The 23,761-nt window shown below is 68.5% G+C and carries 24 protein-coding genes; 13 read left to right on the top strand and 11 right to left on the bottom strand.

Going from position 1 to position 23,761, the window contains the following annotated elements; translation table 11 throughout:
* Positions 1-137 precede the first annotated feature (137 nt).
* From Q2100_RS08045 to Q2100_RS08010, 8 genes are read left to right on the top strand one after another with little or no spacing between them, the layout of a single operon-like run.
* On the top strand, positions 138-491 hold the full coding sequence (locus Q2100_RS08045) for a hypothetical protein (RefSeq protein ID WP_264012117.1): 354 nt from the start codon (positions 138-140) through the stop codon (positions 489-491).
* Positions 488-1,564 carry an NAD(P)H-dependent amine dehydrogenase family protein gene (locus tag Q2100_RS08040; protein ID WP_302913582.1) on the top strand — a complete coding sequence of 359 codons (1,077 nt, stop codon included), beginning with the start codon at positions 488-490 and terminating at the stop codon, positions 1,562-1,564. Before Q2100_RS08045 ends, Q2100_RS08040 begins: the two co-directional genes overlap by 4 nt.
* The gene (locus tag Q2100_RS08035) at positions 1,561-2,613 is read left to right on the top strand and encodes an NAD(P)H-dependent amine dehydrogenase family protein (RefSeq protein ID WP_302913581.1); all 1,053 of its coding nucleotides are present in this window, start codon (positions 1,561-1,563) and stop codon (positions 2,611-2,613) included. The genes Q2100_RS08040 and Q2100_RS08035 overlap by 4 nt, the downstream gene beginning before the upstream one ends.
* A 14-nt stretch (positions 2,614-2,627) precedes the next feature.
* Positions 2,628-3,692, top strand: a complete 1,065-nt coding sequence (locus Q2100_RS08030; protein ID WP_302913580.1) for an NAD(P)H-dependent amine dehydrogenase family protein — start codon at positions 2,628-2,630, stop codon at positions 3,690-3,692.
* Positions 3,693-3,727: 35 nt separating this feature from the next.
* The gene (locus Q2100_RS08025) at positions 3,728-4,114 is read left to right on the top strand and encodes a hypothetical protein (protein ID WP_302913584.1); all 387 of its coding nucleotides are present in this window, start codon (positions 3,728-3,730) and stop codon (positions 4,112-4,114) included.
* Between the two features lie 32 nt (positions 4,115-4,146).
* Positions 4,147-5,337 (top strand): cytochrome P450, encoded by a 1,191-nt coding sequence (locus Q2100_RS08020; RefSeq protein WP_302913583.1) that lies wholly within the window; start codon positions 4,147-4,149, stop codon positions 5,335-5,337.
* Positions 5,334-6,581, top strand: coding sequence for a cytochrome P450 (locus Q2100_RS08015; protein ID WP_302913579.1), 1,248 nt, complete (start codon positions 5,334-5,336; stop codon positions 6,579-6,581). The genes Q2100_RS08020 and Q2100_RS08015 overlap by 4 nt, the downstream gene beginning before the upstream one ends.
* Positions 6,582-6,639: 58 nt before the next feature.
* Positions 6,640-9,021: an ATP-binding cassette domain-containing protein gene (locus tag Q2100_RS08010; RefSeq protein WP_302913578.1), complete on the top strand. Its 2,382-nt coding sequence runs from the start codon at positions 6,640-6,642 to the stop codon at positions 9,019-9,021.
* Positions 9,022-9,028: 7 nt separating this feature from the next.
* Here the strand turns inward: Q2100_RS08010 and Q2100_RS08005 are convergent, their stop codons facing one another.
* On the bottom strand, positions 9,029-9,997 hold the full coding sequence (locus tag Q2100_RS08005; protein WP_302913577.1) for an aldo/keto reductase: 969 nt from the start codon (positions 9,995-9,997) through the stop codon (positions 9,029-9,031).
* Between the two features lie 94 nt (positions 9,998-10,091).
* Between Q2100_RS08005 and Q2100_RS08000 the strand changes: the two genes are divergently transcribed.
* Positions 10,092-10,799, top strand: a complete 708-nt coding sequence (locus tag Q2100_RS08000; protein ID WP_302913576.1) for a DUF899 domain-containing protein — start codon at positions 10,092-10,094, stop codon at positions 10,797-10,799.
* Positions 10,796-11,275: an SRPBCC family protein gene (locus tag Q2100_RS07995; RefSeq protein WP_302913575.1), complete on the top strand. Its 480-nt coding sequence runs from the start codon at positions 10,796-10,798 to the stop codon at positions 11,273-11,275. The genes Q2100_RS08000 and Q2100_RS07995 overlap by 4 nt, the downstream gene beginning before the upstream one ends.
* On the opposite strand, the gene Q2100_RS07990 is transcribed toward Q2100_RS07995, so the two are convergent.
* From Q2100_RS07990 to Q2100_RS07980, 3 genes are all read right to left on the bottom strand, one after another.
* Positions 11,263-12,750: a flavin-containing monooxygenase gene (locus tag Q2100_RS07990; protein WP_302913574.1), complete on the bottom strand. Its 1,488-nt coding sequence runs from the start codon at positions 12,748-12,750 to the stop codon at positions 11,263-11,265. The genes Q2100_RS07995 and Q2100_RS07990 overlap by 13 nt on opposite strands.
* Positions 12,751-12,757: 7 nt before the next feature.
* Positions 12,758-13,222 (bottom strand): hypothetical protein, encoded by a 465-nt coding sequence (locus Q2100_RS07985; protein WP_302913573.1) that lies wholly within the window; start codon positions 13,220-13,222, stop codon positions 12,758-12,760.
* Positions 13,223-13,286: 64 nt separating this feature from the next.
* The gene (locus tag Q2100_RS07980; RefSeq protein WP_302913572.1) at positions 13,287-13,736 is read right to left on the bottom strand and encodes a hypothetical protein; all 450 of its coding nucleotides are present in this window, start codon (positions 13,734-13,736) and stop codon (positions 13,287-13,289) included.
* 203 nt (positions 13,737-13,939) lie between these two features.
* On the opposite strand from Q2100_RS07980, the gene Q2100_RS07975 reads away from it, so the two are divergent.
* Positions 13,940-14,605, top strand: coding sequence for a nucleoside/nucleotide kinase family protein (locus tag Q2100_RS07975; protein WP_264012105.1), 666 nt, complete (start codon positions 13,940-13,942; stop codon positions 14,603-14,605).
* A gap of 3 nt (positions 14,606-14,608) precedes the next feature.
* Here the strand turns inward: Q2100_RS07975 and Q2100_RS07970 are convergent, their stop codons facing one another.
* The 3 genes from Q2100_RS07970 to Q2100_RS07960 form a co-directional block, all read right to left on the bottom strand.
* A complete protein-coding gene (locus Q2100_RS07970; RefSeq protein ID WP_302913571.1) occupies positions 14,609-15,211 on the bottom strand; it encodes a TetR/AcrR family transcriptional regulator in 603 nt (200 codons plus the stop codon).
* A 159-nt stretch (positions 15,212-15,370) separates the two neighbouring features.
* Positions 15,371-16,492, bottom strand: a complete 1,122-nt coding sequence (locus Q2100_RS07965) for an acyl-CoA dehydrogenase family protein (RefSeq protein ID WP_302913570.1) — start codon at positions 16,490-16,492, stop codon at positions 15,371-15,373.
* Complete coding sequence (locus tag Q2100_RS07960; RefSeq protein WP_302913569.1) at positions 16,493-17,725, bottom strand: acyl-CoA dehydrogenase family protein; 1,233 nt, start codon at positions 17,723-17,725, stop codon at positions 16,493-16,495.
* Positions 17,726-17,984: 259 nt separating this feature from the next.
* Between Q2100_RS07960 and Q2100_RS07955 the strand changes: the two genes are divergently transcribed.
* Complete coding sequence (locus tag Q2100_RS07955; RefSeq protein ID WP_264012101.1) at positions 17,985-18,347, top strand: PAS domain S-box protein; 363 nt, start codon at positions 17,985-17,987, stop codon at positions 18,345-18,347.
* A gap of 12 nt (positions 18,348-18,359) precedes the next feature.
* Here the strand turns inward: Q2100_RS07955 and Q2100_RS07950 are convergent, their stop codons facing one another.
* Together Q2100_RS07950 and Q2100_RS07945 are read right to left on the bottom strand one after the other, a co-directional pair.
* Complete coding sequence (locus tag Q2100_RS07950) at positions 18,360-19,001, bottom strand: TetR family transcriptional regulator (protein ID WP_264012100.1); 642 nt, start codon at positions 18,999-19,001, stop codon at positions 18,360-18,362.
* Between the two features lie 56 nt (positions 19,002-19,057).
* Complete coding sequence (locus tag Q2100_RS07945) at positions 19,058-19,735, bottom strand: TetR family transcriptional regulator (RefSeq protein ID WP_264012099.1); 678 nt, start codon at positions 19,733-19,735, stop codon at positions 19,058-19,060.
* A 541-nt stretch (positions 19,736-20,276) separates the two neighbouring features.
* Here Q2100_RS07945 and Q2100_RS07940 point away from each other — a divergent pair.
* On the top strand, positions 20,277-21,203 hold the full coding sequence (locus Q2100_RS07940) for a hypothetical protein (RefSeq protein ID WP_302913568.1): 927 nt from the start codon (positions 20,277-20,279) through the stop codon (positions 21,201-21,203).
* Here the strand turns inward: Q2100_RS07940 and Q2100_RS07935 are convergent.
* Complete coding sequence (locus Q2100_RS07935; RefSeq protein ID WP_302913567.1) at positions 21,150-22,982, bottom strand: putative bifunctional diguanylate cyclase/phosphodiesterase; 1,833 nt, start codon at positions 22,980-22,982, stop codon at positions 21,150-21,152. The two genes, Q2100_RS07940 and Q2100_RS07935, sit on opposite strands and share 54 nt — an antisense overlap.
* Positions 22,982-23,728, bottom strand: coding sequence for a hypothetical protein (locus Q2100_RS07930; RefSeq protein WP_264012096.1), 747 nt, complete (start codon positions 23,726-23,728; stop codon positions 22,982-22,984). The genes Q2100_RS07935 and Q2100_RS07930 overlap by 1 nt, the downstream gene beginning before the upstream one ends.
* Positions 23,729-23,761 lie beyond the last annotated feature (33 nt).

The raw sequence follows: 23,761 nt of genomic DNA, 5'->3' as shown, positions 1-23,761 counted from the left end.
CGTACCTGCACACCGTGAACCGCGAGATCTTCTCCGACTGAGCGCAAGGAGCAACGACTGTGACCACACCGTCACCCACCGAGGAACAGACCACCGCCGAGGACCTGCCGCCCGGCACCACGCCCTACTACGCGCGCATGCACAAATGGATCAAACGTGCGGTGCTGGTGTGCCTGGTCGCGCTGGTGATCGAGGGCGCCTTCACCCTGCCGTTCATGGCCGTCTACTACGGCTACCCCACCTTGAGCCTCACCCAGATCTGCAGTGAGCTGCTCAAGGTCCGCTACTCCGACGACACCCTCGAGTGCAAGTACCCTTATCCGCCACTGGGCCCGCCGGAAGGCGCAGAGGGCAAGGACACCGCGAAGGACGAGTGGGGGATCCAACCGATCCCGAAATACGACAGGCTCGGCTTCCGCGAGCTCGTCGACCGCTACGAGGCGCGCCAGGCCCGCGAGGCGGCCGGACAAACTCCCGGACAACAACCGTGACGAAGAAGCTGCGGGTGATCCAGTGGGCCACCGGCAACGTCGGCAGCCACGCCGTCGCGGCGGTACACGAACACCCCGATCTCGAACTGGTCGGCGCCCGGGTCTACAACGCGGACAAGGCAGGCCGCGACGTCGGCGACATCTGCGGCATCGGCCCGATCGGCGTCACGGCCACCGACGACGCCGACGAGATCATCGCCCTGGACGCCGACTGCGTGCTGTACATGGCCGAGGGGGAGTGGAACCCGCCGGTCGCCCTCGACGACGTCTGCCGGCTGCTGGCCTCGGGCAAGAACGTGGTCTCGACGGCGGTGACCGCCTGGATCTACCCGCACAGCGTCGGTGACGAGGTGGTCGCACGGCTGCAGGCGGCATGCGATGAAGGGGGAACGTCGTTCCACGGCACCGGTATCCAACCCGGCTGGGCCGCCGAGGTGCTGCCGCTGACCATGTCCGGACTGTTCCGCCGGGTCGACTCGCTGCTGGTGCAGGAACTCATGGACTACAGCACCTATGGCGTTCCGTTCGTGCTGTTCGACGTCATGGGCTTCGGCAAGCCACCCGACGAGAAGGTGCCGATGGACGAGGAGGCCGTCGGCGGGTTGTCGTTCAAGGCCCCGCTGATGTTGCTGGCCGACGGTCTCGGCGCGACGATCGACGATTACGTCTGGGAACGGCAGGTCGCCGTCACCGACAAGCCGATCGAGGTCAAGGCCGGCCGGATCGAGGCGGGAACCGTTGCCGCGCAGCGCTTCAGCTACACCGCCATCATCGAGGGGCGCCGGGCGCTCACCGTCGAGCACATCACCCGCCTCGGCGCCGAGCAGGCGCCGGACTGGCCGAACGGCCGGGGCTGGAAGGTCACCGTCGAGGGTCTGCCGTCGATGGTCCTCGAATCCCGGATCGCCACCCATGGCGAGGACGACACCGACCAGGGTTGCCTGGGCACCGCCATGCACGCCGTGCATGCGATCGCCCCCGTCTGCGCGGCGGAACCGGGAATCCGCACATTCCTCGATCTGCCGACGATCGTGGGCCGCGGCGTGCTGTCGAGGAAGCCTGCCGGCGGGTGACCCACCGCGTCGTCCAGTGGACCACCGGCAACGTCGGCACGAAGTCCGTGCAGGCGATCGCGGCGAACCCGCTGCTGGAACTGGTGGGCTGCTACGCCTGGTCGGCGGACAAGGTCGGCCGCGACGCCGGTGAGCTCGCCGGGATCCCCACCCTGGGCATAACGGCCACCGACGACATCGACGCCCTGCTCGCACTGCGGCCGGACTGCGTCGTCTACAACCCGATGTTCGCCGACGTCGAGGAACTCATCCGGATCCTCGAATCGGGGGCCAACGTGGTGACGACGTCGGAGTTCATCACCGGCGACGGACTGGGGCCGGACAGGGAGCGCATCGTCGAGGCCTGTCTGCGCGGGGACGCGACGATCTTCGGCAGTGGCATCAACCCCGGATTCATGCAGATGCTGTCGATCGTCACGGCAGGGCTGTCGGACCGGGTGGACCGCATCTCGATCCTGGAGTCCTTCGACACCACCATCTACAACTCGCCTGCGACCGAGAAGCCGATGGGCTTCGGCTATCCCATCGATCAGCCGGACCTCCCCGCGATCACCGAAAAGGGGTCGTGGATCTTCCGGGAGGCCGTGCTCCTGGTCGCCGACGCCCTCGGCGCCCGCCTCGACGAGGTGCGGTGCAGCGTCGACTACGCCCAGACCACTGAGGATCTCGAACTCCCCGGCGGCTGGACCATCGGCAAGGGCTGCGTCGCGGGGGTCGATGTGCGCTGGCAGGGCGTCATCGGCGGACGCGAGGTGATCGAGGTGCGCGGCCGCTGGCGCAAGGGCCAGTCACTGGACCCGGATTGGCCGATGGACTTCGGCTACACCGTCGAGGTCCAGGGCCGGCCGACGATCAGGACCACGCTCAGTTTCGAGCCGCCGCCGGACTTCCGGGCCGAGACACTCGACGACTTCGTGATGCTCGGCCTCACCATCACGGCCATGCCGGCGATCACCGCCATCCCTGCCGTGGTCGCGGCGCCGCCCGGCATCGCCACGTACACCACTCTCCCGCTGATGCTGCCCCGCGGCGTTCTGGCCGCCCGGTGAAAGGTCGAAGCTCGATGTCTGACAACCCTTCGAGAACATATCGGGTCATCCAGTGGATGACGGGCGACGTCGGGCAGGTCGGGGTCCGGCACTTCACCGGCAATCCGACCTTCGAACTGGTCGGTGTGCTGGTGCACGCGCCCGAGAAGGTCGGCAAGGACGCCGGAGAGATCGCCGGCACCGCACCCAACGGCGTCCTGGCGACCGACGACATCGACGCGATCGTCGCACTGGACGCCGACTGCGTCTTCTACACGCCGGTCATCATGGACGTCGACACCGTCTGCCGTCTGCTGCGATCGGGCAAGAACGTCGTCACCACGAGTGGCTTCTTCTACCCGAGCGCCGATTTCGCCGAGTACGGCGACCAGATCCGCGCCGCGTGCGCCGACGGCGGTGTGTCGTTCCACGGCGGCGGGATACACCCGGGCTACGCCGGCGACATCCTGCCCCTCACCCTCGCCCGGGTGGTCGACAGGATCGAGCGCATCGAGGTCTACGAGGTGGTGAACGTCCTCACCGACGCGCCGGTCGACCACATCGACTGGCTGGGCTTCGGCAAGCCGAAGGAGGAGTTCCTCTCCACGCCGACGATTCTCGGCCTCGGGGTGCCGTTCTTCGCGCAGTCGATGCACATGATCGCCGACGGGCTCGGCGTCGAGATAGCCGAGGTGACCGCGGACCTGCGGGCCGCCACCGCCACGCAGGACATCCCGCACGACGAGGGCACGATCGCGCGCGGCACGGTCGCCGCCCAGCACCACGAGTGGACGGCGTGGGTCGACGGCCGGCCCCTGATCGTGTTCCACGCGATCTACCTGACCACAGGGCCGGACGGACTCGACCCCGCATGGGACTGGGGAAAAACGCGGTACCGCATCGTGATCGACGGTGACCCGCCGACGGAGCTGACACTGCAGGGCGTCGAGCAGCCGGACGGCGCCTTCTCCCACCCCGGTTACGCGTGGACCGCGATGGGTGCGATCAACGCGATCCCCGACGTGTGCGACGCCGCGCCCGGCTGGATCACCCATCTGGACCTCGGTCTCGTCCGGCCGCGCGGACTGGTGCGGCCGTGACCGAGGGACCGACGGCGACCCGGCTGCACCACGTCGTGTTCGCCGTCGCGCCCGAACGCCACGCCGAGGCGGCGCGGATGTTCACCGAGATCGGGTTCGCACTGCAGGACCTGGAGCTGACCGAGCTCGGCCTGCAGGTCCACCTCGACTGGGAACGGGGGATCGAACTGATCAGTCCGCTGGCCGGAGCCACGGCCACGGTCGCCGCGTCGGTTCGGGACTTTCTCGCCGGGCACGGCGACGGGGTGTACACCGTCGTCATCCGGGTCCCCGGGGCCGAGGCGGCCGAATCCGTCGCCGGGCGTTACGGCGGGACGACGCGTTTCCGGCAGCACTTCGACGGGGACGGAACCTATCTCGACGAGGTCGACCTCTCGGTGCTCGGCCTGCCGCTGACCTTCCTCGCGACCAATGTGCCATGACGGTCACCGGCGACACCGACAGGGCGGATGACATGGCCACGCCCGGCGAGCAGACCGCACTGCCGCACATCCTGTACGACGGTCTACCCATGGCAGGCGACCGCGGCGCCGGGTGGGCGGCGTTGCGCGACCTCGGACCCGTGGTGACCGGAGACGGGTGGTACTACCTCACCCGGCGTGAGGATGTGCTCGCCGCACTGCGCGACTCCGAGGCCTTCTCGTCATCGAGGGCGTTCGACACCATGGTCAGCCCCGTGCCGCTCATTCCGCTCGCCTGCGATCCCCCGGACCACACCCGCTACCGTCGGTTGCTGCATTCCTTCTTCAGTCCGCAGACGCTCGGACGCATGCTCCCTTCGATGCAGGCGCAGGCCGCCGAGATCATCGAGCGGATCGCGGGCGGCGGTGACGGGTGTGAGGTGATGGCCGACCTCGCCACCCCGTACCCCTCGCAGGTGTTCCTCACCCTGCTCGGTCTGCCGCTCACCGACCGGCAGCGGCTGATCGCCTGGAAGGACGGCGTCATCGGCATCAGCCTCGACAGTGACCCCGACCCCGCCGCTCTGGTGCCCGCCGTCGAGTTGTTCCAGTACCTCAGCCAGGCGGTCACCTCCCATCGGAACGACCCCGGTGACGACATCCTGTCGCGACTGCTCACCGGCGACGACGCACTCACCGATCAGGAGGCGCTCGGACTGGCCTTCGTCCTCGTCCTCGCCGGTTTGGACACCGTCACCTCGGCGATCGGCGCGGCGATGCTCGAGTTGGCCAGGCGTCCGGGCCTGCGTCGCGAGCTGTGCGACAACGCCGCTGCGATACCGGGATTCGTCGAGGAGATCCTCCGGCTCGAACCCCCGGCCCCGGTCGTCGGGCGGGTGACGACGCGGCCGGTGACCGTGTCGGGCCACACGATCCCCGCCGGAGCGCAGGTCCGGCTCTGCCTGGGTGCGATCAACCGCGACGGCAGCGATCCGACCTCCGGTGACGACATCGTCCTCGACGGCAAGCTGCACAGACACTGGGCTTTCGGCGGCGGTGCGCACCGCTGCCTGGGCTCGCACCTGGCGCGCATGGAGCTGAATCTGGTGATCGCCGAATGGCTGAGCCGCATACCCGATTTCGAGCTCGCCTCCCACTACACACCGGAGATCGCCTGGCCCGCCGCCACCTGCACCCTGCCGCGACTGCCCGTCAGATTCCTCGCCGCCAAGGAGGCACCATGAACGTCGAGACCGCGGCGCCGAGCGTGTTCGAATCGAATCTCCCGGTGTTGCACTACGAGGCCACGGAGACGCCGCGCGAGGTGCTGCCGAGAATTCGGGAAGCCCAGGCGCAGGCGCCGGTCGCCATCGGTCCGCTCGGTCCGGAGGTGCTGTCCTACGAACTCTCCCGGACGATCCTGCGTGACAGCCGGTTCGTGATTCCGCCCGGCATACATCTGACGGCGCAGGGCGTGACCTCGGGGCCGCTCTGGGACCGGGTGGTCGGCAGCATCATGTGCGCAGAAGGCGCACATCACCATCGGCTGCGCAGCCTGGTGTCGAAGGCGTTCACGCCGCGCGCAACCGCCCGCCTGCACGGCACCATCGTCGCGGTGGTCAACGAGCTGGCCGACGGTGTCGCCGAGACGAAGCGCTGCGATGTCGTCACCGACATCGCCCGGCACTACCCGATCCCGGTGATCTGCGCCCTGGTCGGCGCGCCACGTGAGGACTGGCAGATGTTCTCGCGCTGGGCGGAGGAGATCTTCAAGATGGTCAGCTTCGACGTCGATCTCGTCGCCGAGATCCCCGCCGTCTTGGGCGCATGGGCCGAGCTCGACGCCTACGTCGACACGATGATCGCGCAGCGGCGCCGCGATCTCACCGACGATCTCCTCTCCGAACTCATCCGCGCCGAGGACGACGGCGACCGGCTGAGCGCCGACGAACTGCGCATGACTGTCGCCAGCCTGTTGGTGGCCGGCACCGACACCACCCGAAACCAGTTGTCCGCCTCTGTTCAGGTGTTGTGCGACCACCCCGAACAGTGGGCGATGCTGCGGACCGAGCCCGGCCTGGCGATGCGTGCGGTCGAGGAGAGCATGCGTCACTCGCCCGCGGTGTGCAGCACCCTGCGGACGGTGAACGCCGACCTCACCGTCGGCGGCTACATGTTTCCCGCCGGCACGTTCGTCCTCGTGAACACGTTCGCCGCCAACTGCGATCCGGCCGTCTACCGCGATCCGGACCGATTCGACATCACCCGCGAGGACCCGCCGGCGATCCTCACGTTCGGTGGCGGGGTGCACTACTGTCTCGGGGCGAACCTGGCGAGGCTGGAGCTCGCCGAAGCGCTGCGGATACTGGCGGGACGGCTGCCGAATCTGCGCCGGGCCGGTCCGGCCCCGTGGAAGCCGATGCTCGGCATGAGCGGCCCGACCAGCCTGCCGGTGGAATTCGACACCCCGGTGGCCGTAGGGAGCTGAGTCGGCGGCCGCCGCCAGGGTTCCGGCCGCGGGCACCCCCGTGGCACGATCTGACCCGATGAGCAGAGGACTTCCCGCCGCCGACACCCATGACGTCATCCGCGTGCACGGGGCACGCGAGAACAACCTCAAGGGCATCGACATCGAACTGCCCAAACGCCGGCTCACCGTGTTCACCGGTGTCTCCGGCTCCGGCAAGAGTTCGCTGGTGTTCGGCACCATCGCCGCCGAGTCGCAGCGGCTGATCAACGAGACCTACAGCGCCTTCGTCCAGGGCTTCATGCCGACACTGGGCAGGCCCGAGGTGGATGTGCTCGAGGGCCTGACCACCGCGATCATCGTCGACCAGCAGCGGATGGGCAGCGACCCGCGGTCCACCGTCGGCACGGCCACCGACACGGGCGCGATGCTGCGCATCCTGTTCAGCCGCCTGGGCGAACCGCACATCGGATCGCCGCAGGCGTTCTCGTTCAACGTCGCCTCGATCAGCGGAGCCGGTGCGGTCACCATCGAGCGCGGCGGACGAACGGTCAAGGAGCGCCGCGACTTCGCCGTCGTCGGCGGAATGTGCCCGCGGTGCGAGGGCCGCGGTGCGGTCAACGACATCGACCTGACCGCGCTGTACGACGACAGCAAGTCGCTCAACGGCGGTGCGCTCACCATCCCCGGTTTCAGCATGGAGGGCTGGTACGGCCGGATCTTCAACGGCTGCGGCTTCTTCGACCCGGACAAGCCGATCCGGGACTTCACGGCCAAGGAACTCGACGCCCTGCTGTACAAGGAGGCCACAAAGCTCAAGATCGACGGCGTCAACCTGACCTACCTGGGACTGATCCCGCAGATCCAGAAGTCCTACCTGGCCAAGGACGTCGAGGCGATGCAACCGCACATCCGTGCCTTCGTCGAGCGCGCCGTCACGTTCACCACGTGTCCCGACTGCGACGGAACGCGGCTGTCCGAGACCGCCCGGTCGTCGAAGATCAACGGCCGCAACATCGCCGAGCTGTCCGCGATGCAGATCAGCGACCTCGCCGAGTGGGTGCGCGACCTGGGTGACGCCGCAGCGAAGGTGGGGCCGCTGGTCGCGGCGCTGCGCCAGGGTCTGGACGCGTTCGTCGAGATCGGGCTGGGTTACCTCTCGCTGGACCGGTCGTCGGGCACGTTGTCGGGTGGTGAGGCGCAGCGCGTCAAGATGATCCGGCACCTCGGCTCGGCCCTCACCGACGTCACCTACGTGTTCGACGAGCCGACGGTCGGGCTGCATCCCCACGACATCGCCCGGATGAACGCGCTGTTGCTGCGGCTGCGCGACAAAGGCAACACCGTGCTCGTCGTCGAGCACAAGCCCGAGGTGATCGCCATCGCCGACCACGTGGTCGACCTCGGCCCCGGCGCGGGCTCCGCGGGCGGCGAGATCGTCTTCGAGGGGACGGTGGCCGGGCTGCGCGGAAGTGACACGCTGACCGGTCGCCACCTCGACGACCGGGCCTCTCTCAAGGACGCGGTGCGTGAGCGTTCCGGCGTCCTGGAGGTCCGCGGCGCCGACACCCACAACCTGGCCGCCGTCGACGTCGACATCCCCCTCGGTGTGCTGGTGGTGATCACCGGCGTCGCGGGCTCGGGGAAGAGTTCGCTCATCCACGGTTCGGTGGCGCGCCGCGACGGCGTCGTCGTCGTCGACCAGACCCCGATCCGTGGCTCCCGGCGCAGCAACCCGGCGACCTACACCGGACTGCTCGAACCGATCCGCAAGGCCTTCGCCAAGGCCAACGGCGTCAAGCCCGCGCTGTTCAGCGCCAATTCCGACGGCGCATGCCCGAACTGCAACGGCGCGGGCGTGGTGTACACCGATCTGGGAATGATGGCCGGTGTGGCCGCCACCTGCGAGGTCTGCGAGGGCAGGCGTTTCGACGCGTCGGTGCTCGAGTACACGTTCGGCGGTAAGGACATCAGTGAGGTGCTCGGCCTCCCGGTGTCCGACGCGCTGGCGTTCTTCACCGACGGTGACGCCAAACTGCCCGCAGCCCAGCGCATCCTGAACAACCTGGAGGCGGTGGGACTGGGCTACCTCACCATCGGCCAGCCGCTGACCACGTTGTCCGGCGGTGAGCGGCAACGGCTCAAGCTGGCCACCCGGATGAGCGACAAGGGCGCGGAGAGCGGAGAGGTCTACGTCCTCGACGAACCGACCTCCGGCCTTCACCTCGCCGATGTCGAACAGCTTCTCGCCCTGCTCGACCGGCTCGTGGAATCCGGTAAATCGGTGATCGTCGTCGAGCACCACCAGGCCGTCATGGCGCACGCCGACTGGATCATCGACCTCGGCCCGGGAGCCGGCCACGACGGCGGACGCATCGTCTTCGAAGGCACGCCGGCCGACCTGATCGCCGACCGCTCCACCGTGACCGGTGAGCACCTCACCGCCTACGTCGGCGGCTGAGGATCGCCTAGCGGCCGACCTTCTCGCGCAGCAGGTCGGTGAAGAACCGGCCCGCCGACGCCGGCCGGAACGCCCGCGCCGCCGCGGTGAGCGCATCCCTTGACTCCGTGCTCAGCTCGATGTCGGCGGCAGCGACGTTGAACTCGAGCTGCTCCACGCTCGACGCGCCGGGAATCGCCACCACGCCGGGCAGGCTGATCAGCCATGCCAATGCCACCTGCGCGGGCTTGGCGCCGACATCGGCCCCGACGTCGCGCAGGGTGTTCAGGAGCGGCTGGATGCGACGCAGGTTCTCGGTGCCGAACAACGGATTCATCGCGCGCACACCGCCGGGCCGGTTGTCCGGCCCGTACTTGCCGCCCAGCAGGCCCTGCGCCAGCGGGCTGTACGCCATCACCATGCGATTCTCCCGTTCGGCGAACGGCACCAGGTCGTCGAGCGCCTGGGGATGGGCGAGCGAGAAATGCACCTGGTTGCTCACCACCGGCCTGCCCAGTGCGGCGTCGGCCTTGCGCCACCGCTCGAGCGAGTAGTTCGACACCCCGACGGCACCGATCTCGCCGCGCTCCAGCAGATCCCGCATCCCGGGCATGATGACCGAATCGGGCACCAGCGGATTGGACTGGTGGATCTGGTACAGCGGGATGCGGTCCACCCCGAGCCGCTGCGCACTGGCCCGCGCGCGCTGCCTGACCACGGCGGGGATCGGCGCGATCGGCATGATCTTGCTGGCCACCACAACGTCGGCGCGCTCGTCGCCGAGTGCTTCACCGAGGATCCGTTCGCTCTTGCCGAATCCGTAAATCTCGGCGGTGTCGAACAAGGTCACCCCCAGTGCGCGGGCGCGCTGCACGATGTCGCGAGCGGGGCCCGATGCGTACTGGTCGCCGTACCCCCATTCCCGCGAACCGAACTGCCACGTGCCGAGGCCGATGCGGCTCACCGGTCCGATTCCTTCGACGTCGAGATGCTTCATTCCTCCGACGGTACCGACGTGGGCGATGAGTCCCGGGTCGCCGTCGAGTCTGATAGTCGTAAGAGGATTCCGACTGCTCGGAAGGGAGCCTGTGATGACAGGGAACCAGACCACCACATCGGCCGCGAAGCCGCCGGTGGCCGACCACGACACGTGGCGCGCCGCACTCGACGACCTGCGGCGAAGGGAGAAGGCGGCGACCCGCGAGCTCGACGCGATCGCCGCGCAGCGCAGGCGGCTGCCGATGGTCGAACTGCCCGAGTACACGCTGATCGGCGCCGAGGGCCCGGCCCGGCTGGCCGACGTCTTCGGCGGCCGCTCGCAGTTGATCACCTATCACCACATGTGGAGCGACGGCGCGGACTGGCAGTGCGGCGGCTGCACCGGTTACACCAGCCAGTTCACCAGGCTGGAGTTCCTGGACAGCTACGACGCCCGATTCGTCGTCGTCACCAACGGCCCGATCGAGGAGGCGCTGGCCTACCGGGACAAGGTGGGCAACAGGATGGACTGGTACTCGTCGTCGGAGAGCTCGTTCGGCGCCGACGTCGACGCACCGCCGGGAGGCGGCTTCGCCGTCAACGTCTTCCTGCGCGACGGCGACACGGTCTACCGCACCTGGCACACCAACGGCCGTGGCACCGAGCAGCTCAGCCACAGCTTCCCGTTGATCGACATCCTCCCGTACGGCCGTCAGGAGGAGTGGCTCGATTCGCCGGAGGGCTGGCCGAGCAGACCGACCTACTCGGGCTGGCTGGACTCGCCGGATATTGCCCGGTTCTACGGAAAGGCCGGTAGGTGAGTGCGGAACGATTCGTCGCCAGCCGGAAGATCGCGGCGCCGCCGTCGGCGGTGTTCGCCGTCCTCGCCGACCCGGCGCGGCACAAGGACACCGAGCCGGGGGACTGGGTGCGCGACGCGGTGGACCCGACGCCGATCAGCGGCACGGGACAGATCTTCACGGTGAACATGTACCTGGAGGCCGCAGGCGGACACTATGTGATGGACAACCTGGTCACCGACTTCGAGCCGGACCGGGTGATCGCTTGGCTACCAGGACAACGCGACGAGTCCGGTGCCCACGTTCCCGGTGGCTGGTCCTGGCGTTACGACCTCGCCCCCGACGGTGACGGGACGGCGGTCACGCTGACCTACGACTGGACGGCGACGCCGCAGAGCTTCCGCGATGAGATCGGCGGCATGCCACCGTTTTCCGAGGACTTCATCGCCGAATCGCTCGGGGCGCTAGAGCGCTGTTGTCTGACCTACAGCGGCTGAGCCTCGACCATCGACCAGTACCGGCGTTCGCGTTCGGTGAGGTCGTTGCCGGTGATCGCGCCGAATTCCGCAGCGTCCTGCGCGAACATCGTTGCAGCGTCGGGTAGCGCGTCGGGACCCTCGAGCCGGAAACAGCTCGGCGCCAGCGGACCGAACAGCAGTGCACGGCGGAGTTCGGGCCATCGCGACAGTTCCGGTTCGACACCGGCGGCCCGCGCAAAGGTCAGTGCCGCCAGATTCATCCGGGTCTTCTGCGACGCGCCGCGACGTGACCGGTATGCCGCGACCGACGCGCGCTGCTCCGCTTCGGTCACCGCCGGCAGGATGCCGCTCCACAGGTAGGCGATCCATCTCGCCTGCAGCTCCAGCGGCACGAAGTACCCGCCGGACTGGTCCCACATCCCCACGAAGGCCAGGCCGGGGAGGTCGGGATGAAACGTGTGACGGTCGGCGTCGAGGTGTTCCCCGTCGATGTCGAGTGTCGCGTGGACGTTTCGGCCGAGGAACGGCAGGCTCAGCTCGAATCCGGTGCCGAACAGGATGGCGTCGAATCTCTCGGCCTGCCCGTCGGCGAACGTGACGGTGTCCCCTGCGACCGAATCGACCCACGGGCGCACCGTGATCCGGCCCTCCGCCACGAGGGGAAGGTAGCTCTGGCCGAGGGTGACACCGGCGGCGAACAGTGACGGATCGGGTGCCGGTGCGCCGTACTGGTCCGGGCTGCCGCCGGCCTCGGTGACGATCTCCCGCAGCTGGCGGTCGATCTCGGCCGCGGGCAGGACCTCGTTCGACAGCGTGCCGTATCGGGTGAAGATCCGATGGTCGGACGGCACACCGGCGGCGAACTTGGGCAGCACATAACGCTGCCGCCGCTGTGTGACGACGACGCGGGACGCGCCGAGTTGGGCCAGTTCGGCCGCGATCTCGAGCGCACTGATGGCGCCGCCCGCGACGAGCACCCGCCTTCCCAGATACCGGTCGTGGTAGCGGAAGTCATACGTGGAACCGATGCCGGGGTCGCCGAAGAACGACTCGAGCCCCGGAACGGCCGGGATCACCGGTGAATGAAATCGACCGGATGCCACCACCACCCGGTCGAAGACCTCGGTGCCGTCGGAGTGCCCGACCAGCCATCCGGTGTCGTCCCGGTTCACCGAGTCGACCGCCGTGCCGAATCTGATCCGGGCGGTCAATCCGAATGATTCGGCGTAGCGGTGCAGATAGCGCAGCACGTCGGCGTACGGCGGGTGCACGAGGTGACCGCCGAAGGGCAGGTCGCTGAAGGCGGTCAGGATGCGGCTGGTGTTGGTGTGCATCGACGGCCACACGCCGCTGCGGCCCGGCAGTCCGGACCACTGTCCGCCGAGAACGGGATTCCGTTCGAAGATCGTCGGTTCGAAGCCGCACGATGACAGCCAGCGCGCGGCGACCAGGCCTCCCGGGCCTGCCCCGATGACGGCGACGCGTTCCGCCACGGGATTTTCAGCCCCCGGGCATGTCGATGTCGAGCAGTGCCATCGCGTCCCGGATGCTGGCGTCCGCCCGGTCGAGTGTCGCTTCGAGGCGGTCGATCTCGGCGCCGCTGCTGTTCGGCGTCAGGGTGACGCAGATGCCGGCGAACGACCGGTATTCGTCCACGGCGTTCTGCAGCGCCTCGTTGACGTCTTCGTCCTCGCTGGGCAGTTGATCCTCGAGCAGGTCCGTGGCCTCCTCGAGATCGCGGCAGCCGCTGCGGACGGTCGAGTACTCGCTGTTGACCATCGCTTCTCCCGCGGTGCCCAGCGCCCTGCCGATGGCGGCGACCGCCGAGGTGACATCCCGCTTCCAGGCTTCGGTCACGGGGACGGGAGCGGTCAGTTCCGCCCCGGCGACAGCACGGCCCTGGATCGCGGTACTGCACCCGGTGAGCAGTCCGGCCAGCAGCACTATCGCGAGTAACGGCCTCATGCGGGCCGAGTCTATGGGACTGCGGAAGACCCGGACGGCTTCAGCGAAGGGATTCGGCGCGGGCTCAGCCGGTGGCGGCGGTCGCGCTGGAGTGGCTCGCGGGCTGCACGGTCACCGCATCCATCGGCGGCCCGTTCAGGCCGCTGACGCGGCGGTCGGCGACGGTGGTCGCGACCGGGGTGCCGTTCTGGACGATCGCGACGATCGCCACCTCGTCGTCGACGTCGAAGGTCGTCGCGGGACTCACGGTGTGGTTGCCCCGCTCGGTGAGTGCCGTGGTCTCGGGGGTGATGCGGTAGGTCTGCGTGACACCGTCTGCGCTGCGCGCGGTCACCGAATCCGGGGTGACGGCGATCAGGCGGCCCTCGTGGTTGAGCGCGGGCGCGCCGGCGGTCACGGGCGCCGTGGACGCCGCAGGCGGGGCGGGGGACTCGGCGGGCGCCAGCAACTGGACGGCCGCGGCGGCCACCACTCCGGCACCGGCCACTGAGGCGGAGATGGCGCCGATCACCACGTTGGACCGAGAAGAGGTCCGCGTGACATTACGACCGGTCGCCGCAGGTATTCGGACCGGTGCTTCTTGCATTCGATGTCGACCCGTCATGCGGTTGAGGTTCCCCCGTGCGCGACGGAGGTAAACCGCTCCGGCGAACTCGTCACGAACCGATCCGCCGGGCGGCCTCTCACCTGGGAATACGGCGACGTACCGTGAAGCCGATGGCCCCCGCGATCCTGACCAGCGAGGAAGCGCGGCGTGCTGTGGCCGCCGAACTGGCCGGTGCGGTCGCACGCCCCGCCCGGCGGGTGCTGGCGGGTGTGACCGGGCCGCCGGGCGTCGGGAAGTCGACCTTCGCCCTCGCCGTCGTCGAAGAGCTCAACGAGCGGTGGTCGACGCCGGCGGCGTACCTGCCGATGGACGGCTTCCACCTCGCCAAGGCCCAGCTCGACCGTCTGGGTCTGCGCCGGCGCAGAGGAGCTCCGGACACCTTCGACGTCGGCGGTTACTGCGCCACCCTGACCCGAATCGCGGACAGTCACGGCGTCGCCGACGTCTTCGTCCCCGACTTCGACCGGGCGCTCGACGATCCGGTCGCCGCGGCACGGGTGGTGCCCGCGCAGGCGCGCGTCGTGGTCACCGAGGGCAACTATCTGGCGCTGGTCGCCGACGGCTGGGCTGCGGTGCGTCCACTGCTCGAGCGGCTGTACTACATCGACGCCGATGCGGAGGTGCGGCGCCGGCGGCTGATCGACCGGCATGTGACAGCCGGCCTCGGCGCGGTCGACGCGCAGCACTGGGTCGACACCGTCGACGAACCGAACGCCCGGCTGATCGCCGCGACGAGCGCGTCGTGCGACCGGGTGCTGCTGATCGAGGACGGGTAGTGGTCAGTGGTCGGCGTCGGACAGGATCAGCGCCAGCATCGTGTCGAGCCTGTCGGCCATCCGGTGACAACTGACGGAGCGGGACCGCACCTGCAGCAGCGCGCCCCAGAACACGGTCTCGAGGGTGGCCTGCACCTCAGGCCATGCTCCGGTGCCGAGCGCCGCGGCGATGCGCCGCTGCACTTCTGCGCCGATCCGCGTGCGGACATCGGCCACCACGTCGTCGTCGTTGCGGAGCAGGGCGCGGCTGCACGCCTCGGACAGTCGCGGTTCGTCGGCCAGCACCATCGTTATGGCCCGGAGTTGGGCGCTCACCCGGGCCGCGGCGCCGAGCCCGGGATCGACGTTCAGCGGTAGGGCACAGATCCGGTGCAGATAGAGCTCGGCGAACATCGCGTCGAGGGAATCGAAATGTGCGCGCAGTGCGGTCGGGGCGACCCGCGCCCGCGCGGCCAGTGCCGGCAGCGAGACATCGACGACCCCGGGTGCGTCGCTCGACTCGTCGAGCAGTTGGGCTGCCGCGGTGAAGACCCGTTGGCAGGTACGCCTGCGCCGGTGATGTGAGTCGCGCAGAGAAGTGACGTGCACCACATCTGCACTGGACATGTGTCCAGGTTAGTCGGTCCGACAGTGCATCGCAATCAACGCCGGATGATTCGAGCAGATGGCTGTTTTCGCGCGAGCCGTGGGCAATGCGGGACTTCGGCTGAGGCGGCCTCGTTTCATGAACCGATCAGATCGGACATGTGTCCAGCCCGCTGCGACTCAGGACCGGGTCAGCCGTGCGTATCGCTTCAGGTGGTGGTCGGTCGACCCGAACTCGTACTGGACGGCCGTGAGCCGCTTGAAGTAGTGGCCGATCGCAAGTTCCTCGGTCATGCCCATTCCGCCGTGCAACTGGACGGCGTTCTGCCCCACGAACCGCGCTGCGCGCCCGACCGTGACCTTGGCCGCCGACACCGCGCGGGCCCGCTCCGCCGGTTCGGCGCCCAGGTTGAGCACCGCGAGATACGTGGCGGCGACCGACTGCTCGAGCTCCATGTGCATGTCCACCATGCGGTGTTGCAGCGCCTGGAAGGAGCCGATGGGTTGTCCGAACTGCTGGCGTTGCCTGCAGTACTCGACGGTGTCGGCCACCACCTTCCGCATGCCACCCACCGCCTCCGAGCAGACCGCGGCCGCACCCTCGTCGCGTGCCTGGGCCAGTGACGGCCCGGCCCGTCCCGCGGCGCCGAGCAGTGCGTCCGCGGACACCTGCACGCCGTCGAGAACCAGGTCGGCCGCGCGACGATCGTCGATCGTGCGGTAGCCGTGCGCGTGCAGACCCGGCCGATCGGGTTCGAGCAGGAACAGCGACACGCCGTCGTCCGGGGTGCGCGCGGTGACGAGCAGATGCGTGGCCAGCGGCGCGTTCATGACGACGATCTTCTCGCCGTGGAGCACCCAGCCGGACCCGTCGCGTCGGGCCTCGGTCGTCACCCGCTGCCAGTCATCGCCCGATTCCGCCTCGGTGGCGGCGAGCGCGACGATCGCCGAGCCGTCGGCGATCTTCTCCAGCAGCGCCGTGGCAGCCGGTCCGCCCGCCCGGAGAAGCAGTCCGGCGGCCACCACCGCGGTGTCGATGTAGGGCTCGACCACCAGGGCATGGCCGAGCGCCTCGGCGATCACCATCGTCTCGACAGGTCCACCGCCGATGCCGCCGACGTCCTCGGGCAGGCCCGCGCCGAGGATGCCGAGCTCTTCGGCGAACCCGCGCCAGATCTCGGGCTGCCAGCCGGCGCCGGTCTTGGCCGCCGATCGGCTCTTCTCCAGGTCGTAGCGTGTCGAGAGGTACTTCGACAGCCCGTCGCGCAGGAGTTCCTGTTCGTTGGTGAGTGTGAAGTCCATCTAGAGCCCCAATGCGGCTTTGGCGAGGATGTTGCGCTGGATTTCGTTGCTGCCGGCGTAGATCGAGCCGGCCCGGTCGTTGAAGTAGCGCAGTGGCGCCACGGCTTGCCATGGTTCGCCGCTGACGTAGCCATCCGGAGGCGGCTCGTATTCGGCGATCGGTCCGCCGGGTTTGGTGGCATGCGGCTGGTAGACCCGCGCCCGCGGCCCCGCGGCCTCCATCGAGAGTTCGGTGAGCGTCTGGCTCAGCTCGGTGCCGAGCACCTTGAGCATCGACGACGCCGATCCGGGGTTCCTGCCCGCCGCGACGGCCGCCAGCACCCGGTACTCCAGTATCTCGAGCACCTCGGTCCGGATCCTCGCGTCGGCGAGCCGCAGGGCGAAGGCGGCGTCGTCGATCAGCAGGCCGCCGTCCGGACCGGGCCGGCCCGCCGCGACGGTGGCGATCTCCTCGGCGAGCACCTGGAGCGCGGGCGACGCAGCCCCGCCGCCGCGTTCGAATTCCAGCAGGTACTTCGCCACCGTCCAGCCGTCGTCGATCCGGCCGATCACGTTGGCCTTGGGCACCCGGACGTCGTCGAAGAACACCTGGTTCTGGACCTCCTCACCGGACGTCATCACCAGGGGGCGGATCTCGATCCCGGGGCTGGTCATGTCGATCAGCACGAACGTGATGCCCTGTTGCTTCTTCGCCGCGCGGGTGGTCCGCACCAGGGCGAACATCCAGTTCGCCTCCTGTGCGTGGGTGGTCCAGATCTTGCTTCCCGTGCACACCAGGTGTTCGCCGTCGTCGACGGCCGCCATCGACAGCGCGGCGAGGTCGGAGCCGGCCTCGGGTTCGGAGTAGCCCTGACAGAAGAACACCTCGCCGGTCAGGATCCGCGGCAGGAAGTACTCCTTCTGCGCGTCGGTGCCGAACTTCACGATCGCGTGGGCGACCATCCGGATGCCCATCGGCGACAGCGACGGGGCGCCGGCCAGGGTGGCCTCGCGGCTGAAGATGTAGTGCTGCGTCAAAGTCCAGTCGCAGCCGCCGTACTCGACAGGCCATGCGGGCGCCGCCCAGCCCCGCTCGTGCAGGATGCGTTGCCACTCCATGCTGGCGTCGTGGTCGGCGTACACGCTCGTCATCAGCCGCCCCGCCTGCCGCAGTTCGGGAGTGAGCCGCTCGTCGAGGAAGGCTCGCACCTCGTCACGGAAAGCGAGGTCGTCCGGTGACCAGTCCAGGTCCATCGGACCTCCCGTCTGTCGATTGGTTACGCACAGAGTAAACCTAGTTAGTCAGGTGGAGGTTAGGGGCCCAGGGACGGGCGGTCGGCGCAAGTTCGCCAATCGGCCGCCGCGGCGGGCCCGATCGGTGATGATGACGGCCGACTAGGCTTTGCTGCACGAGGCGCAGCGTCGGGCCGGGAGTCACCCCGAACCGACACCACACGAGGACGGGACCCACAACGTGGATCGGCGACGTAGTAGTCAGGCCAATCGGTCACCCATGGCGTTGCTCGAGCAGATGCCGGCGCTGGTGCTGCTCGAGCGGTTCCCCGTGCCTGTGCTCGCGGTTGCCGAGGGCGGCGCCATCCTGTTCGCCAACGGTGCGTTCGCCGCGATGCTCGGGCGCAACGCCGAGGACATCCAGCGGATGCAGTTCGCAGACATCTGCACAACGGTTCCCACCGACGGACCGGTGTTGTCGGTCGTGCACGAGCACGCCGACATGATCGTCGAGCTCGTGGACCGCGAGGGGTCGACAGTCCGTGCGCAGATGAGTCGTTCGGCGTTGTTGCGCGGCGATGACCCGGTCGCGTTGGCCACGTTCCAGGACCTCACCGAGCGGCTGTGGGTCGAGGAACTCTAGAGACCGGCCGGTTCAGCCGCCGGACGGCGCTCGCAGTGCCTCGCGGGCGAGGAATTCGCGGAAGTACCCGAGTGACTCGTCGGCGACGACGGCGGGCAACAGCACCTGCCACATCCGGGTCAACCGGTTGCGGAGATCGTCGTCGACACCCGACAGCAGTTCGGCGCCGAGCATCGCGCCGACGATGATCTCGGCCACTGCGCCCGGTTCCAGCCCGGCCCGCAGATCCCCTTCGGTAGCGGCCCGCCTGACCTCGTCTGCCATCTCGTCGAGCCAGCCCGCATAGACCAGTCGCGACACTTCGCTGAATCCGCCGAACACCCGCAGCAGTTGCGCGGCCGTGCGGGTGAGCGGGTCGGTGGCGACCCGGTCGACCACCATGAACAACCCGTGAATGATGTTCTCCAGAGCCGGCGACGTGGATGCGCTGATGCTGCGGAACGTCGCCAGCAGGTTGGCCCCGCCCTCGGCGATGATGGCGACCGCCAGTGACTCCTTGGAGTCGAAGTGGTAGTAGAGCGCGCCCTTGGTCAGCTCGGCGCGCTCGATGATGTCTCCCAGACCGACTGCCGGATAACCGATCTCGCCGATGAGATCGACCGCTGCGTCGACGATCCGGCGCCGCGTCGCCTCAGAGCGGGCCTGCCGCGGCATACGCGATCACCTCCGGCGATGGCCTCGAGTTCTCCGGACTGCAGCCCGGAGGGCGATCATAAGTCATCGGCGGGCAGCGGGGTGGCCCGCTTGAGTGCCTGCGCTCCGCGCCGCCGGGCGAACTGGGTGAGGTAGCTCAACCGCTCGGGCCGTGCGATGCCCGGCAGCACGACGTCCCAGGCGTCGACGAGCCGCGTCAGGAACGCGTGCGGCTCGTCGAGGTCGGTTGTCTGCCGGATGCCCACGTACATCGCGACCAGTAACACGGCGATGTCATCGGCGTCGCGACCCTCGAGCAGGTCGCCCTCGTCGATGGCGCGCTGCGCGATGCCTGCGAAGCCGGTGACCCACGAGCCGTGCACGCGGATGGCCAGTCCGTCTGTGCGCCCGATGGATTCGAGAAGGTTGAGCCCGGCCCTGGCGAGGTGGTCACCGATGTCCTCCACGGCGATCACGAACATCACGTCGATGAGCGTCTCCGTGGCGGGCAGTCGCCGGGCCAGCACCTCGGCAACCACGGCGCGGCTCTGTTCGGCCCGGTGGTCGACGATCGCGACCGCGAGCGCGTACTTGGACCGGAAGTGGAAGTACATCGCGCCCTTGGTCACCGCCGCGTCGGCCAGGATGTCGTCGAGGCTGACCATGCTGTAGGCGCGCCGCGAGAACTGCCGCGCTGCGGCCTGCAGGATCAGCAGGCGCGTGGCGTCTGCTTTCCGGTCGACCTGATCGCTCACGGGGTCACCTCGGCAACTGGACTGACAGACGATTCTCTCTGTGATGGGACGGACGGGCACGGCACCCGCTGGTTGGTTGATCGCCCGCCGAACCCTCGAGGGACAGCCGGTCGCTGGTGATTTAACGACACGTCAATACTCTAAGTCATGTCAGAGGGTGCAAAGCATGCCTAAAGTATGTAAAGTGCCCGATCGTGATGACTTCTGGTTCGCGACCGGCGGGACGGCCGGTGACGTCGCCGCGCCCGGTTCCGGGTCGGCGTACCAGCGGCCGGACTCTTTGTGCAGGTCGGTCGGGTGCTACGTTTGGTGTTGTTGCCACTGCCCGCCCTGGCAAACCCCTCGAAGTTCAGTGCGGGCTGTGGTGACCCATATCACTCAATTCGTACGCGGTCGTGTCCGCGTGAAGAAGCAGTCGGTAGATGCGTTAACTCTCGTCGTAGCAGCAGTGTTCGGCCGAAGCGGCTCGGCTGTCTTGCATCGGAGCCCGTCGACCGTGTTCTCGAGTCCGCGTCCATCAGCAACGTTGAGGTAATTAACAATGTGGGACGAAGAAGTCGACGTCGTCTGTGTCGGAGGAGCCGTCGGAGGCCTGGCGAGCGCCATGATCGCGGTGGACGCCGGCGCCGAGGTGTTCGTCGCCACGGCGCCGCCACCGGTGGACGACGACGTCGTGGCGCCACCACCCTCGTATCTCGAGCGCGGCTGGCTCACCCACGCGCCCGAGGACGACGAGACGCGCGAGTACTTCGCGGAGCTCTCGGAGGACCTCGCGACGCTCGACCCCGTTGCGGGCGACATGGAACTGCCGACCCGCGTCGTGCGGGCTCAGACCCGCGACGAACGCGACGGCCGATGGGTCGAACCCTTCTACGGCGGTCGTCTCAGGAAGTGGGCCACTCAGTGCCTGCGGTCGCCCTACGGTCTACTGCACTCACGAGTGGCGGACTGGCAGACCACCACGATGCGGACACCGGCCGGGCGGGCGATCGAGGTCAAGCCGCTGGGCCCGGTGGGAACGGCTGGGACAGTGCTCTCGCTGGCCGACTGGCTCGGGGGACAGGCGCATGATCGGCAGATCAGCATCCACACCGGTGTCGCGCTGCAGCGGGTCGTGTTCGAGGACGGGGAGGTCGCCGGCGTGGTCGTCGACGGCGTGGACGGTCCGCATGCGGTCCGGGCCCGGCACGGGGTGACGATCGCGCCCGCCGACAGTCACGCGGTGGCCATCGGCCGGCGGCCCCTGCAGGGCTACGAGGGATACCAGCAGCTGTGCCTGGTCAGCGAGTCCGCCAGCCGGTTCGCCCGCCTCGAGCTGCTGAACATGGGGTCGACGATCCCGGAACGCGCGCTGAGCTGCCACTCGATGAGCCGGCAGCTCCATCAGCCGCCCCGCGATGGGCGGGCACTGCGTTCAGAAGCTGGGCGTGGGCGAAAACTGCACCGGTACCCGCCCGCCGGCCAGTAGCGCCTCCATCGCGTCGCTGGGCAGCGGTCGCGACAGCAGGAAACCCTGCGCCCGATGGCAGCCGTGTCGCAGCAGCGCGACGGCTGCGGCCTCGGTCTCCACGCCCTCGGCCACCAGCTCGAGGCCGAACGCCTCGGCAAGGGCGATGATCGCGCGCACGATGGCCAGGTCACCGGGATTGGAGCCGAGATCCACGACGAAGCCCTTGTCGATCTTGAGGGCGTCCACCGGCAGTGACTTCAGCAGCGACAGCACGCTGTAACCCGTCCCGAAGTCGTCGATCGCCACCTGCACGCCGACGTCCTTCAGGCCGCCGATCGTCACCCTGGTCGTCTCGATGTCCTGGACGACCACGCTCTCGGTGATCTCCAGGCACACCGAACCGCGCTCGAGGCCGAACTCCTCGACGATTTCGGCCACCGAGTCGATGAAGCCGTCGGTGACCAGCTGCACCGGAGAGACGTTGATGCGCAGTACGATCCCGTGTCCGACGCCGGCTGCACGCCACCCTGCGAACTCCGCGCACGCGTTGCGCATCACCCACCGGCCGAGCTCACCGGCGAGGTTGATCGACTCGGCCACGCCGATGAACGCGTCCGGCGACAACAGGCCGCGGGTCGGGTGCTGCCACCGCACGAGTGCCTCGACAGCGAGGATCTCGCCGGTGCGCATGTCCACCTCCGGCAGGTAGTGCAGCACCAGAGACCCGCTCTCGATGACGTTCTGCAGGTGCAGTTCGATGTCGTTGCGGAATTCGCTGTCCAGCGACATCTCCGCCGAGTAGACCGCCACCTGATTGCCGCCGTGCGACTTCGCGGTCAGCACAGCCTGATCGGCGCGGCTGAGAAGGTTCGACGTGGTGTCATGTCCCGGCACACCGACGGCCACGCCGATGCTGACCGTGCGGGTCAGCATCTCGCCGTCGATCGAGACGCGCTCGCGCAGCACCGCCTGCAGTCGGTAGGCCAGCCGTTCGGCTTCCTCGGGCGAAAGTGGCGAGGCGGGCACGACCACGAATTCGTCGCCGCCGAGTCGCGCGATCAGCTTGTGGTCCCCGTCGTCCTGTCGGAGGCGCTCGGCCAGTATCCGGATGAACCAGTCGCCGGCGGTGTGGCCGAGGTAGTCGTTGATGGCCTTGAGCCGGTCGAGGTCGATGAACAGCACCGACACCGGCCCGGGCCGGCCCGGCGCCAGTCTGGCGTCGAGGTGCGACCAGAGCGCCCGGCGGTTGTACAGGCCGGTGAGGTCGTCGTGGTCGGCGAGGTAGCGCAACCTGTCTTCGGCGGTGATGCGCGCCTGCACCTGCGCGAACAGTGACGCGATTGCCTTGAGCGCATTGAACTCCGCCGCCTGCCATTCGTGGTGACCCGACGTGGCGAAGCCGAGGACGCCGGTGGTCACGTCGCCGGACAGCAACGGCACCAATGCCGTCTCGATCGATCGCTGCTCGGCCGAAGTGGACGCGCTGTCGAGCCGCTTCTCGAGAACCAGAGGCTCCTTGAGGTGCTCGACGCGGCCGAAGTCCGCGTCCGTGTCGAACGGCTGGACGCTGTACGGGTCGGCGGCGTCGCGGGGCGGCCATTCGGCGATCAGGACGGATTCGCGGCTGCTGTGGTCGTTGTGCCGCAGGAATCCGGTGTCGACTTCGAAGTACGTGCCCACGAGGGCCAGCACCCGGTCACTGGCCTGCGCCGATGTCGCGGCATCGACGGCCATCAACTCGGTCGCGACCGCCGCGACGAGATCGTCGAGGCTGCCCCGGTCGGCGCCGGCGGTCATCAGGTGGTCACGGCGGCCGCCGCCGGCTCTCCGGATCCGGTCAGCGCAGCGATCTTCTGCAGCTCTGAGAAGAAGGTGGACACCTGGTGGGCGTCCGCGCGGTTGGCGAAGGTGCGCCGGTCCCACCACATCATCTTGGTCTGATAGCGCTCGTCGGGATATGGCGTCGCCGGGATCCTGGCCGCCAGCACACCACCCGATGATAGCCAGCGGTTGAGGACGTAGGCCGCTGCGGTCGCGACGGCGAACTGGATATCGAGCAATACCATCGAATGCAGGGGCATACGTGCCAACACATTTGTCAGCTTTCGGCTCTGTTCGGGGTCATCGGACACCCACGCCGATTTGATCTCCACGACGCCGAACGGTAGTCGATCACTGACCATTTTTCGCACCGCGTCCAATCCCGGTTGACCGCTCCATTCAACAACGGCATGGCAATCGTCGACATTCAGGTATGGACCCTTTGCCCGCACTCCGCCGACGACGCGGCCGTCGGTATTGATTCCCGCGCAAAACAAAGCCGTGTCATTTCCGCTACGCAATGCCGGCACATCGAGGGCTGCTTCCACGCCGTGCTTTCGATAGCTGAGTTCGGCGCCGCGAACATACTCGGACCACAGCTCGGGTTCGGCCGCCGGTTGTGCCACCACAATGGTGCATTCGCTGTCGGGGTCCCACCAGCTCGGGCTCGTCTCCAGGCGCAGGTCGACCGAGCCGGAGGTGTCTAGCTGGGGAGCGGTCATGTGAGTCCATCCTTCGGGCAGCCGACCACCGGG

This window comes from Mycolicibacterium arseniciresistens, assembly GCF_030519285.1.
GTDB lineage: Bacteria > Actinomycetota > Actinomycetes > Mycobacteriales > Mycobacteriaceae > Mycobacterium > Mycobacterium arseniciresistens.
The sequence above is the reverse complement of the archived record's forward strand: the minus strand, read 5'-3'. Positions and strand labels throughout refer to the sequence as shown.